This is a genomic window from Paraglaciecola mesophila, from assembly GCF_009906955.1.
GTDB classification, from domain to species: Bacteria; Pseudomonadota; Gammaproteobacteria; order Enterobacterales; family Alteromonadaceae; genus Paraglaciecola; species Paraglaciecola mesophila_A.
In genome coordinates this window covers 3,368,674-3,382,026 of the sequence record NZ_CP047656.1, presented here as the reverse complement: position 1 = coordinate 3,382,026, position 13,353 = coordinate 3,368,674, and the positions used below count along the sequence as shown (strand labels likewise).

12 protein-coding genes are annotated in these 13,353 nt (G+C 45.2%); 9 read left to right on the top strand and 3 right to left on the bottom strand.

The window, feature by feature from the left end; all coding sequences use genetic code 11:
- Positions 1 to 275 precede the first annotated feature (275 nt).
- The 7 genes from FX988_RS14535 to FX988_RS14505 all read left to right on the top strand — a co-directional run bounded on the left by FX988_RS14535 (position 276) and on the right by FX988_RS14505 (position 7,824).
- On the top strand, positions 276 to 1,685 hold the full coding sequence (locus FX988_RS14535; protein WP_160182188.1) for a hypothetical protein: 1,410 nt from the start codon (positions 276 to 278) through the stop codon (positions 1,683 to 1,685).
- A 109-nt stretch (positions 1,686 to 1,794) separates the two neighbouring features.
- Positions 1,795 to 3,120 (top strand): ABC transporter substrate-binding protein, encoded by a 1,326-nt coding sequence (locus tag FX988_RS14530; RefSeq protein ID WP_160180865.1) that lies wholly within the window; start codon positions 1,795 to 1,797, stop codon positions 3,118 to 3,120.
- 68 nt (positions 3,121 to 3,188) lie between these two features.
- On the top strand, positions 3,189 to 4,061 hold the full coding sequence (locus tag FX988_RS14525) for a carbohydrate ABC transporter permease (RefSeq protein WP_160180864.1): 873 nt from the start codon (positions 3,189 to 3,191) through the stop codon (positions 4,059 to 4,061).
- Between the two features lie 2 nt (positions 4,062 to 4,063).
- Entirely contained in the window at positions 4,064 to 4,894 is an 831-nt protein-coding gene (locus tag FX988_RS14520; RefSeq protein ID WP_160180863.1) for a carbohydrate ABC transporter permease, read from the top strand.
- Positions 4,895 to 4,904: 10 nt separating this feature from the next.
- The gene (locus FX988_RS14515; RefSeq protein WP_160180862.1) at positions 4,905 to 5,912 is read left to right on the top strand and encodes an ABC transporter ATP-binding protein; all 1,008 of its coding nucleotides are present in this window, start codon (positions 4,905 to 4,907) and stop codon (positions 5,910 to 5,912) included.
- Positions 5,913 to 6,147: 235 nt separating this feature from the next.
- The gene (locus tag FX988_RS14510) at positions 6,148 to 6,849 is read left to right on the top strand and encodes an HAD family hydrolase (protein ID WP_160180861.1); all 702 of its coding nucleotides are present in this window, start codon (positions 6,148 to 6,150) and stop codon (positions 6,847 to 6,849) included.
- 15 nt (positions 6,850 to 6,864) lie between these two features.
- Complete coding sequence (locus FX988_RS14505) at positions 6,865 to 7,824, top strand: sugar-binding transcriptional regulator (RefSeq protein WP_160180860.1); 960 nt, start codon at positions 6,865 to 6,867, stop codon at positions 7,822 to 7,824.
- 73 nt (positions 7,825 to 7,897) lie between these two features.
- Here FX988_RS14505 and FX988_RS14500 read toward each other — a convergent pair whose 3' ends face one another.
- Entirely contained in the window at positions 7,898 to 8,863 is a 966-nt protein-coding gene (locus FX988_RS14500; RefSeq protein WP_160180859.1) for a carbohydrate kinase family protein, read from the bottom strand.
- Positions 8,864 to 9,138: 275 nt separating this feature from the next.
- Positions 9,139 to 10,047, bottom strand: coding sequence for a LysR family transcriptional regulator (locus tag FX988_RS14495; protein WP_160180858.1), 909 nt, complete (start codon positions 10,045 to 10,047; stop codon positions 9,139 to 9,141).
- 234 nt (positions 10,048 to 10,281) lie between these two features.
- On the opposite strand from FX988_RS14495, the gene FX988_RS14490 reads away from it, so the two are divergent.
- Positions 10,282 to 11,025, top strand: coding sequence for a hypothetical protein (locus FX988_RS14490; protein ID WP_160180857.1), 744 nt, complete (start codon positions 10,282 to 10,284; stop codon positions 11,023 to 11,025).
- Positions 11,026 to 11,071: 46 nt separating this feature from the next.
- Here the strand turns inward: FX988_RS14490 and FX988_RS14485 are convergent, their stop codons facing one another.
- Entirely contained in the window at positions 11,072 to 11,686 is a 615-nt protein-coding gene (locus tag FX988_RS14485; RefSeq protein WP_160180856.1) for a TetR/AcrR family transcriptional regulator, read from the bottom strand.
- A gap of 416 nt (positions 11,687 to 12,102) precedes the next feature.
- Between FX988_RS14485 and FX988_RS14480 the strand changes: the two genes are divergently transcribed.
- A complete protein-coding gene (locus FX988_RS14480; RefSeq protein ID WP_160180855.1) occupies positions 12,103 to 13,350 on the top strand; it encodes an efflux RND transporter periplasmic adaptor subunit in 1,248 nt (415 codons plus the stop codon).
- Positions 13,351 to 13,353 lie beyond the last annotated feature (3 nt).

The following is a 13,353-nucleotide window of genomic DNA, read 5'->3' as shown; positions in this document are numbered from 1 at the left end:
TCACCAACATTTTTAACAAAGTTAAGCCACTGATCTTTATCTAATAATTTAAAAATGAATAAAAATGTGAAGTTTTTGTAAGCAAAAACAATTGACGATGTTAAAACAATTTGGGAATATGCTCACCAGTCGGGCATATACCCATTATGTATTTTTATCAGCGCAAGAGAGCTTATGCTCTGAAATTAAATGATGGTTAATGGGTTTATCGGCGTTAAGGGATTTCCAAAGGGAATCTAACCACCACACATATTTACTTTTACTAGGACACAATGATGTTAAAAAACATACAGACAACACTAGTTTCAACAGCCGCCAAACGCTTTCACAACGAATCTAACGTAACGGCGAGTCATGCCCGATCAGTATCACTTTTTAGCAAAGTAGGCCTAGTAGCTGCCGCTGTTATGACCGCATCAGCCCCTGTTAACGCCGCTTCATTCCTTGATGGTTTAGTGGATGTCAATTTTTTAGCCATGCAAAATTATCAGTCGATTCAGGCTAAAGAAGGGGCTTTTCGCCCAGTAGATGAAGAGCAATCAGCTGGTTTTGGCCGTATCAGAGCCAACTTAATGTTTAAGTTTCATATTAACGAGTACATCACAGCAGATATCGATATTGCCGAAGAGCCGAATGACTTTGGTAACAATGGTGACAGAGACTTCTCGTTTCACAATGACTATGCAGGTATCGAGTTTGACGTATTTGGGCTAACAGAATACAAACGTGAAAACGCTGACCTAACACTTCGCTTAGGTAACATTGGCGGCTCACCCTTTCAGTTTAAAGGCTTTCAAGACGGGGCAGACAACCAAGGCAATGCACTTATTGGTAACTGGATGACCGACTATGCCACCGCAGAAAACGGTGCCCAATTGCGCTACAACGAGCGATTCGATAGCGGTGTTCTACGAGCCTATAACGTCACGGGTCACATTACGACCTCAAGCTTTGGTGAGGCTTTTCAAGAAGATCGTGGCTTTAACTATTTACTACAAGGTACATTAGAGTTCACTGGCGGTTTCAAAGTCGGTTTAAACTTCTTACAAGCCAATCAAGGCGACCAGCTACGTTTCGAAAATGGTGTTGCCAGCCTTGACGGACTCACCACCACAAACTATCGCTTCGGTGACGGAGAAAACTACAACTTCTCTGCTTCTCCTAGCAGTGAGCGTGATACTCACGTCGGTATTATGCCGGGTCTTGACCAAACAACCATTCAACTAAACTTAGCTTATCAACCGAACGCAGATACCAGCGTTATTTTGATGCTAGGACAATCAAGTGATGATTATACCTTTGCAGATACACAAGGTAACGCGGTGGCAGGGATTACTTACTTCGGCACCGATGGCGTAGCCGACCCTGACGGAACAACATTTGATTCCAACAGAGTCATCAAAGGAGAGTCATCTGTTGAGTATTGGACGGTAGAAGCGCAGCACTACATTATTCCAGGTAAATTCTATCTTGCTGCCCGTTACGGGGAAGCCGAAAACACTTCTGACCTCATTGCTCAAACGGATAACACAGTTGAACGTTTGCAGGTTGCCGCAGGTTACTGGTTCAACGATAGAACCTTATTGAAAGTTGAATATGTTGACCAAGACGAAGGCATCAACTCTGGTGGCCAAATTGGCGCAGGCTTTGACGGCATCACGTCTGAGATTTCAGTTAAGTTTTAAGTTTTGGTTGGCGACCGCCGGCTTCTTGAACTTCACTAAGTGTGCATAAGTGTGCAGTTGCACGCAACACTTAGTGAGTCACCCACAGAAAACATAAGGGGAATGCCCGATGTTGAAAAAAATAACGATAGCAACTTGTACCGCGCTTAGCATAAGCGCTGCATTAACCGTCAGTACTTCAGCAAGTGCTGAAACCATCACCATCGCAACCGTTAACAACGGCGATATGATCACCATGAAGGAGCTCAGCACAGATTTTGAAGCTAAGCATCCTGACATCGACCTTCAATGGGTCACACTAGAAGAAAATATCTTGCGTCAACGCGTTACCACTGATGTAGCGACCAAAGGCGGCCAGTATGACGTAATGACCATAGGCACGTATGAAGTACCGATTTGGGGTAAACAAGGCTGGCTAACTGAGCTTGACGGCTTAGGGCCAAACTACGATGAAGAGGATCTTTTACCTGCCATTCGTAGCGGTTTATCCATCAACGACAAGCTTTATGCCGCCCCCTTCTACGGTGAAAGCTCGATGGTCATGTACCGTACTGATTTGCTAGCAAAAGCCGGTCTCGACATGCCCACTAAGCCAAGCTGGAAGTTCATTCGCCAAGCCGCTAAAGCCATGACCGACAAAGAAGCCGGTGTTTACGGTATATGCTTACGCGGTAAAGCGGGATGGGGTGAAAATACCGCGCTTATCACCGCTATGTCTAACTCCTTTGGGGCCCGCTGGTACGACGAAAACTGGAAGCCACAATTCAATACCCAAGAGTGGAAAGACACCCTGCAATATTATGTTGATGTGATGGAAGAATCAGGCCCTCCTGGTGCATCATCAAACGGCTTCAACGAAAACCTTGCGTTGTTTCAAACAGGCAAATGCGGCATGTGGATAGATGCCACCGTAGCAGGCGCATTTGTGACTAACAAAAAAGACTCCGAAGTGGCTGACAAAGTCGGCTTTGCAATGGCACCAGATAACGGACTTGGAAAACGCGGCAACTGGTTGTGGGCATGGACCTTAGCCGTACCATCAAGCAGTCAAAAAAGTGATGCCGCGCAAAAGTTCATCAGCTGGGCGACGTCAAAAGAGTATTCAGCTTTAGTCGCCAAAGAAAAAGGTTGGGCAGCCGTTCCGCCAGGTACGCGTACGTCATTGTATGAAAACCCCAAGTACATGGAAGCCGCACCTTTTGCTGAAATCACCCTTGCCTCTATTGAGTCAGTCGATCCGAAAAACCCAACCGTAAAGCCGGTACCTTATGTGGGCGTGCAATTTGTCGCTATCCCAGAGTTTCAAGGGATTGGCACGGCAGTCGGTCAGCAATTCTCTGCCGCTTTAGCAGGGAAGATGACGGTTGAGCAAGCCCTAAACAATGCCCAACGCTTAGTTGACCGCGCAATGCGCAAGGCGCGCTACCCCAAGTAGCGCTTTGGTTCGGGTAGGCGCAATGTGCTGCGCTTGCCCGCTTTTTATTTTAGTAATGGGACTCAGTTATGGCGACTACACACTCACGTACGCTAGCGCAGTTCATGCTATTTCCTTCAGTAGTTTTACTACTCGCCTGGATGATAGTACCTCTGTGCATGACCTTGTATTTCTCGTTTTTAGATTACAACCTTCTTAGCCCTGGAACAGAGGAATTCATCGGTTTTCTTAACTATGAGTTTTTCTTAACCGACCCGGCTTTTTTTGAATCATTTTTTAACACCCTACTGTTAGTTGGTGGTGTGTTGCTCATCACGATTTGTGGTGGCATCGGTTTAGCCATATTGTTAGACCAAGCAATATGGGGCCGTAATTATGTACGTATTATGGTGCTTGCCCCGTTTTTCGTTATGCCCACAGTATCAGCACTCGTGTGGAAGAATATGCTGATGAACCCAGTGAATGGCTTATTTGCCCATTTTGCGACCTTCATTGGAATTGAACCTGTAGATTTCTTCTCTCAAGCGCCTTTGCTATCAATCATCATCATTGTGTCATGGCAGTGGTTACCCTTTGCGGCATTGATATTACTGACCGCCATACAGTCACTGGACAGAGAACAACTTGAAGCGGCTGACTTAGATGGTGCAGGCCCATTCAGTAAGTTCTTTTATATTGTATTGCCACATTTATCACGCGCGGTTACCGCAGTGATATTAATTGAAACGATTTTCTTACTATCGATTTTTGCTGAAATTTTGGTTACCACTAGCGGCGGCCCTGGCTATGAGTCGACAAACATTACGTACCTTATTTACACCCAATCCTTGTTGCAGTTTGACGTAGGTGGTGGTTCAGCGGGCGGGATCATTGCGGTCATTATCGCCAACATCGTGGCTATCTTCCTTATGCGCCTGATTGGCAAGAACTTAGAGGGTTAATCATGGCTATTCAAAGCAGCAATAAATCAAAAATTATTTATACCCTACTGGCGTGGACGATAAGCGCGGCTATTTTCTTTCCGATTTTCTGGACCTTACTCACCAGCTTTAAAACGGAAGCAGAAGCCATATCAGCCAGCCCAAGCTTGTTTATGTTCGACTGGACGTTAGAAAACTACCAAGACGTGCTAGCACGCTCTCCCTACTTTGATCACTTTTGGAATTCAGTGGTGATTTCGCTCGGTTCAAGCTTAATAGGATTGCTAATTGCAATACCGGCTGCATGGTCGATGGCGTTTGTGCAAACAAAGCGCACTAAGAACCTATTGATGTGGATGCTTTCCACCAAAATGTTGCCACCTGTAGGCGTGTTAATTCCTATTTACTTGTTATTCCGTGACTTCGACTTACTGGATACCAAGCTAGGCTTGGTCATAGTCATGACCTTGATTAATCTACCGATTATGGTGTGGATGCTGTACACCTACTTTCGCGAAATTCCTAATGAAATACTCGAAGCATCGCGCATGGATGGCGCAAGCATCAAAGCAGAAATATTTCATGTATTGCTACCTATAGCGTTACCTGGCATTGCTTCAACTCTGCTACTTAACGTGATACTCGCGTGGAATGAAGCATTCTGGACACTCATTTTAACCGCAGCAAACGCAGCTCCACTCACCGCGTTTATTGCCAGTTACTCAAGCCCTGAGGGCTTATTTTACGCCAAGTTATCAGCCGCCTCAGCGATGGCAATCGCCCCGATATTGATACTTGGTTGGTTTAGCCAAAAACAACTCGTACGCGGATTAACCTTCGGCGCGGTGAAATAGGAGAATTATCATGGGCAGTATTACCTTAAAACAAGTAACCAAAAGCTTCGACGAAGTGAATGTCATTAAACCGCTCGATTTAGAGATCAGAGACGGCGAGTTTATCGTTTTTGTTGGGCCATCAGGCTGTGGCAAATCAACTTTGCTACGCATGATTGCAGGGTTAGAAGATACCACCAGCGGTAACATTGAAATTGACGGCCAAGATGCCACGAGCACACCACCGGCCAAACGCGGTCTTGCAATGGTGTTTCAATCGTATGCTTTATACCCTCATATGTCGGTACGCAACAACATTGCTTTTCCGTTAAAAAGAGCAAAAGTGCCTCCTGCTGAAATAGAAGAAAAAATCGCATCAGCTGCACGCATTTTGAATTTAGGTGATTACCTAGACCGTAAACCAGGCCAGCTTTCTGGCGGGCAACGTCAGCGCGTGGCCATTGGTCGCGCCATTGTACGTCAACCTTCTGCGTTTTTATTCGATGAGCCATTGTCGAACTTAGATGCATCGCTGCGGGTAAACATGCGCTTAGAAATTTCCGAGCTACATAAAAGCCTGAAAACGACCATGATTTACGTCACGCACGATCAAGTTGAAGCCATGACCATGGCGGATCGTATCGCGGTCTTCAACGGTGGCGTCATCGAACAAGTCGGTACGCCACTTGAGCTATACCAATATCCTGTAAACCGCTTTGTGGCTGGCTTTATTGGTTCACCTAAAATGAACTTCATTGAGTTAGATACACCTCAAGAAGACGGTGCCACCTGTTTAGGCGTTAGACCTGAACACATCGAAATCACTGAGTCAGGTGGTATTTGGCAAGGTAAAGTGGGTGTCGTTGAACACTTGGGATCTGAAACCTTCTTGCATGTGCAGGTAAACGGCGCGGATACCTTGACGGTGAAAGCCAATGGTGACTGCGCGCTTAGCTACGGTGATGATGTTTCTTTGGGTGCACAGCCCAATAAGATACTGCGCTTTGATAACCAAGGCCAAACCATAGCCAACGGTTAGAATATGCCGTAGGCATAGTGGCTAGGGCGGCCAATTTTGACATTTTTGCCGCCCTACTCAAATACGCATTAAATCAGTTAATGAATATTTGAATTTTAGGTGTATATTTGTCAGCCTATTGAGCAAAGGCTAATTTGTCTTAAAAGCAATGACTTAACTTGTACTAAGTAAGCCTGCATTACCTTTTTAACAGATAAACCGAGCCGCTATTTAACCCAGCAAACGTGGTAACAACATGGATTTAGTGAACACAATGCCCGAACTGAATGACATCAAACTGGTCATATTTGACTGCGATGGTGTGTTGATTGACAGCGAAGGACTCAGCAAACGCGAATTACTGGTGCTACTCAAAACCTTGGGCGTGAATATCAGCGACGACTATTTTGAAGCGAACTTTCTTGGCCATAGCTTCGAGCATGTGACGGCTAAAATTTTCCAAGACTTCGGTGTGGCCTTACCGGACACGTTTCGTCCTGAATATCAAAAAGCCTTGATTGCCGCCTTTAGCGCCGAACTACAACCCACAGTAGGCTTAAAGGATATGCTCGACACCCTAGCGGTACCGCGTTGTATTGCGACCAGTAGTTCACCTACACGCGTGGGTCATGCAATGAAAGTGACCGGATTAGACCAATACTTTGCGCCGCATATTTTCACCGCGTCACAAGTTAAAAACGGCAAGCCCGCCCCGGATTTATTCTTACATGCCGCTCAAAATATGGGCGTTGATGCCAAACATTGCTTAGTCATTGAAGATTCTCCCGCTGGGATCCAGGGGGCAAAGGCAGCGAACATGCAGGTTATTCGCTTTGCAGGCGCCAGCCATATGGAACCATGGCGAAGAACCATAGCCCCCCTGAGGGATAATGTAACAACCATTAGCCAGTGGCAGGATATTTATACCCTAGCTCCAGCATTAACAACTACTAATTAAGATCGAGAGGTATCCGTGGTTAAGCTTTCCAATGCCGAAAACAGACGATTAGATGACGCCGCCCGCGCTGGCTGGATGTACTATGTTGCTGGCAACACTCAAGACGAAATAGCCAAAAAATTGGGCGTCTCTCGTCAATCAGCCCAGCGTATGGTTGCCTTATCCGTGAGCGAAAAACTGGTCAAAGTTCGCCTCGACCACCCTATTGCTAAATGCATGGATTTGGCGGATAAAATTGCCAACCGTTTTGGTCTGCAATCTTGCGAGGTGGTGCCCAGCGACCCAAGCGATCCTTCTTCAACCGTAGGATTGGCCCAAGCCGGAGCAAACGAGATTGAACGTCATTTAAAATCAGATAAGCCAAAAACCTTGGCCATGGGCACAGGTCGCGTACTTCGCGCTTGCGTTGATGAGCTTGCTCCGCTGAATTGCCCCGAACATAAAGTGGTTGCGTTATTGGGCAACATGGCATCTGATGGCTCTGCCTCACCCTATGATGTGGTGGTACGCATGGCCGAACGAGTGAACGCCAAGCACTACCCCATGCCATTACCCGTATTACCTGAAACGGTAAAAGCCAAAAATCAGTTACACGCTATGCCGCACATTTCACAAAATATGCAATTGGCGCAACAAGCGGATGTCACCTTTGTAGGTGTTGGAAATTTAGGGACTAACTCTCCGCTACACTTAGATGGATTCGTGACCCCAAGTGAGCTAGATGAATTGCAATCTGGCGGGGCGGTTGGTGAAATGATCAGTTGGGTATTTGATAAAAATGGGCAATTACTCGATTGCGCGATTAATCAACGCGTTGCCAGTACACCACTATTGGTGGCATCAGACAAACCGGTTTTTGCCTTAGCTGCTGGTGAAGAAAAAGTGTATGCCATACTAGGTGCACTGCGCTCAAAATTAGTTAACTCTTTGATTACCAACGAATACACTGCAGAGCGCTTACTCAGCATCGATTAAAAATCCATTAATGCGCATAGAAAAGGGACCATATGGTCCCTTTTTTGTTGATGCGGTTTAGCGTAACGCTAAATCACTTTTTGTTTTTTACTACAAACGTCATACCGTTCACTTCAGACAAAGTCGGTAATGCTGTCATTGCACCAATTTTGGCGCACACCAAACCACTGACTTTGCCCGCGAACTCGATAAACCCTTTAAATTCATCTTGAAAGAAGTTATCCCCAGCTTGGCTATTCGCCATTTGAAATAAAATCGCGCCAATGAAAGAGTCACCTGCTCCTGTGGTATCTACCGCATTAATTTCATACGCAGGCACTATGTATTGCTGGCCATTTTGTGAAATTAGGCAGCCGTCTGGGCCCAAAGTGACTAACACCACTTTAACGCCTAAATCATGAAAGTGCTGGCAGCCTGCCGCCATATCGCTGTGTCCTGACAAAAGCACAAGCTCTTCGTCACTGACTTTAACAATGTCCGCTAAGGCAAAGTAAGTGTTACAAATAGCTTTAAATTGCTCTTCACGCCCGCGCCATAAATCGATTCTGAAATTTGGGTCGAAACAGATTATATTGCCGTTTTCTTTGCCCTTTTTAGCAAGACGCAAATAACTGTCACCCAACTCACCACCCAATAACGCAGTCGCTGAACCAAGGTGTAAAATCGAATCATCAAGCAAGGTACTGATAGTTGCATCGTCAAGATTAAGCTGCTCATCTGCCCCACGATTAAACGCAAATTCCCGCTCGCCATTGTCTCCAAGTGAAACGAAGGCCAAAGTAGTAGAAGAGGCCAAAGACGCTACATGGTCAGTGTTAACCGAATATCCTTTTACTTCTTCAATCAGAAATTCACCGAAAGGGTCACTGCCTACAGAGCCGACTAAGATTGGTTCGCCGCCTAACTTACCAATACACGCTGCCACATTGGCCGGCGCACCACCGGATTTCTTTACGTAATTAACACCGTTTACCAAGCCTTTATTGGTATCTGTACATACAAAATCGATGAGCATTTCACCAATGCAAACTATCTTCATAATCTTATTCCGTATTAAATAATTGAATAATGTTGGTTCGATGAGAACCACAAGAAACAACACGAACGCCTGTCATGCTGTCTTATTTTAATGTTGCTCATTCACAGCCATAAATGCTTCGCGAGCCATCCTCGGCCCTGCACTGAAATCAATCCACAAATAATGCCTTTTTCGTGGTGTGCAAAGGCTTGATTATACGCAAAGCAACGCCCAATTAACATCCTTGTAGCCCTTTGATTACCGCTAATTTGATATAATTTATGACTTTATAAGGTTTACTGGGACGAGGCTAAATTTGCCGTTATTTTTTCCAGTAATCCATTCAACCACCCTGGAGCGAACGTCGGCTTCCAAATAAGATAAATATCTTCGAATGGGCGAGTTATTTTCTGCTGAAATTGACCTCTACCTAAGGTTTTTAACCCTTCATGCTGAATCACATATTCAGGTAAATATGCCGCTGCTGCGCCGCGTTTCACCATGGCCAGTAAAGGATGCAAGTCGTTAAAACGAAACTGAATATTGCGCGGCAATTGATCATCACGCCAGCCGTCTGACCCGACACCGCGCTGCAACCCACAAAACGCCGAGTTTTTTGGGCATGCAAAAGCCAAACGAGTGAATTTCTCTAGGGTAAGCTCATTCACAAGCTCAATATAATCAGCATGTTGGGCTGAAATAGCCAAGGCAAAATGCACCCTAGCTAAATGTATTCGTTGTACCTCACTGTCTTCGACATTATGCAGAGCTTCACCGGTCACAAACCCCAATTGCACCAAGCCATGCTTCACTTTCGTTAGGGCTTCACCTTCATAACAGTTATCAACATTGATATAAAATTGCTGACAAACCACGTTCGGCAGGATCTGCTCAAGCCAGTAATCTTGAATAATACTCGGCCCACCAATCTGCACACTGTGTCGAGTTTGTTTAGCCGCAAAATGACTCAAAAGTTGATCGCTATCATGAACCAAGTTAGCTGCATGTAGAACAAAAATACGCCCTTGCTCATTCAACTTAATATTTCGACCGATGCGATCAAATAGCTGCGTATTCAGCGATGTTTCCGTTTTTTTGACGATTTTAGATAAGGCGCCAGCTGACGTAAAAAGGGCTTTGGCACTGTGCTGCAAGTTCTGTGTTTTGGCCACGTGAACGATTTTACGCAAGTCTTCAATATCCAAGGTTAGTCACTCTTTTAATTTCCAATATGGAAATAATAGTACAGCTTTCATCTATTTATTGGCACCAAAATTCAGGCTACCGTGAACAGTACTATTTATAAAATTCACTAAACCACGCCTTCATGCACAAGGTATTTTGCGCAGGCAACGCTTATACCAATCCGCATTAATAGCTTCCCCTCGGAATGCGTCCAGCGGGTTTTTGATTTAACGTTATCTAAAGGAGAGAATGTCATGCAACATTTTTCGATCTGGCTATTGTATCTGCTCACAATCGCACCCGGTATGAGCTGGGCCGATAGCCTACCTAACAGTTTGCTAAAAACCGAACACACAGCGCATAAGCATTATATCGGCGTTCACGGAATGGCCTTACTGTTTGCACAAGATGGCAGCGCATACGGGCATCACCTGCCGTTATATTCTCCGCCTCATGATTATCAGATTGTCTATCAGTTGAAGATCGTAAAGCGCTTGTCAGCGAACTTGTTAAAAGGTCAGCCAAATGAAGCGTCGAAGCCTATTAGTCCCTTGAAAAGACATGGCTTACTTACCATAAAACCTGACCCGTTTGATTTACGCCTCCTTGTCAAAGGTGACACTTTTAAGGTGAAAGCGACCGTTTATCAAGGACACTTTGAGAGAGGCGGTGAAGCGCTATTTACCAGCGAAATCACCTTTGTAAAACCTATTTATCGCGAAAAAATTGCACTTGAGAAAGGGAGTCAGCCACGCTTTGTGCCGGTTAAACTTAATGAAAGTGAAACATTGATCCTACATCAAATTACCTCGCGCCCCTCTTTCGATGTAATCTGGCTTACACATGACCAGAGCGCACAGCCGAAACAAGTGACAGCGTGTATTGGTATTAGTGAGATAAAAGAAGAAAATGGCTATGACTGGCAACGAACGTTCCAGTATTTGTCCCATTGCTTTGCGCCACCAGCGTATTTAGAAGTACAAGATTTTGCTCAATAAAACACATGAAAGCCCCATCTCAACGACGCGAAATGGGCATGAGATATTACTCCCCTTTTGGAAAGCTGGCCAGCGCCATATTTGCCACTTCAATCAATTGCTCTTCGGTTGCCCCACTGCTGGCTTGAATAGCAATACCATTGATTACCGTACACAAGTAGCGAGATAACGCAGCGGCATCAGTACCACTAGGTAAGTCTTTCTGCGCGACCGCCAACTCAAAGCGCTCACGTAAATCTGCTTCACTTTTTTGTCGGCGCTGAATTAGCACTTCTTTTACACCAGCGGCCGCTTCGCTACAGGCCAACGCGCCCTGCACCATAACGCAACCTTGAGGATGAGACGCATCGGACATATCCTTTGCCGCGCCTATCAACATCATTTCAGCCACCTGGTAAGCAGTTGGCTGCGCTAAAGCCGGCTTAAAAAAGCTACAAGGACGATTCTCGTAAAACTCGATCGCCTTTAAAAACAACTGCTCTTTGTTGCCAAATGCAGAGTACAAGCTGGGTTTATTTATTCCCATAGCAGAGGTTAAATCAGACAAAGATGCGCCGTCATAACCTTTGGTCCAAAAAACGTCTAGCGCTTTTTCTAGGGCGGTTTGCATGTCAAATGCCCGTGGTCGCCCCACAGTGGCAGTACAACTAACAGCACTCATTTTTTTGCTCCTGATGTCATTATGCTTACATAGTAAACAGCTAATTAACCCTTGTCTATATGGGGTTATTTACTCTTTAGTACAATAACACCCAGTTATTACGTTCGTAGAAATAGGCAATAAAGGTGCAGTTTTCGACATTTCGAATGTGGATCTACCTGCGTACTATGCTTCCTGTGCTTAGTCTGTTGAGACAACGCAAAGTTCAAATTTTCATATTAAGACCATTCAATTTCCTCGTCATGGGACGGGTTATAAACATCCGAAATAAGGTAGATTAAAAATAAATTACCGATTAGTACAAAATTGTATTGACTAAACGCTGCACATCTATATTCTTACCGACCAGTACATAAATAGCAACTTTTATTAAGAACTTCATTTTGAAACAGGTTAAATCAGAGGAAATTAAGCGCATGAGTACTAAACACACCGTTAAAAATTGGGTATTAGGCGGGATCGCCAGCGTCGTGTTGATAGCTTGTGGCAATCCAGACGCATCTAACGAACCTGCTGCACCTATTGCACCGCAAGTGAGTGTGGCACAAGTGGTAAACGAACGAATCACCGAATGGGACGAATTCACCGGTCGCTTACAAGCACCGCAAACAGTAACGCTAATGCCACGTGTTTCTGGCTATATTGAAAACGTGCTGTTTGAAGAAGGCGCTGTTGTGACCAAAGGCGACGTGCTGTTTCAAATCGACGCGCGTCCCTTTAAGGCTGAAGTTGATCGCTTAAAAGCGGAATTACAAAGTGCCAAAAGTGCATCGGTGCAGGCACAAAACGATTTTGAACGCGCCAAAACACTCAGTGAACAACGCGCTGTTTCTATTGAGATCTTAGATGGGCGTTTAGCGCGTAAGCAGCAAACAGCCGCTACTGTGGCCTCGGTATCCGCTGCATTAGAGCGTGCCGAACTAGACTTATCCTACACCCAAGTCACTGCGCCGATTTCAGGCCGTGTGTCTTATGCGCTTATCACCGAAGGTAACTTCGTCAATGCAGGTCAAAGCCAGCTTACGAGTTTAGTTTCAATGGATAAAATGTACGCTTACTTTGACGTAGACGAGCAAACCTACCTGAAATATGCTCAGTTAGCAGAATCAGGTCAGCGCTCGGATACGCGCGATGACAAAGCGAATCCTGTTTACATGGCTTTGGCCAGCGAAACGAATTTCGAGCATACCGGCAACATCGACTTCGTGGATAACGCGGTTAACCAAACCACTGGCACTATCCGTATTCGCGCCACCTTCGAAAACCTAGATCACACCCTATTACCCGGTTTGTTTGCTCGAGTTAAATTGACAGGCAGCAACTCTTATCAAGGTATTTTGATTGATGAAAAAGCGGTGGGTACGGATCTAAACCGCAAGTTTGTATTGGTGGTAAACCAAGACAACCAACTTGAATATCGAAATGTAGTGCTAGGCGAAAAAGTTAACGGTTTACGCATAGTCACTGATGGTTTAGCCCCTAATGAAACCATAGTAGTCAATGGCTTACAGCGCGTTCGTCCGAATATGCAGATCCAACCTAAATTGGTTGATATGACTTCACCAGAAGCCCTAACTGCCCTTCGCCAACAACAAAAATTACTCGACCAAACCAGCAACGAATTGACAGCGCAAGCTGACGAAACGTTTGTTGATCGCGGTTAAGGG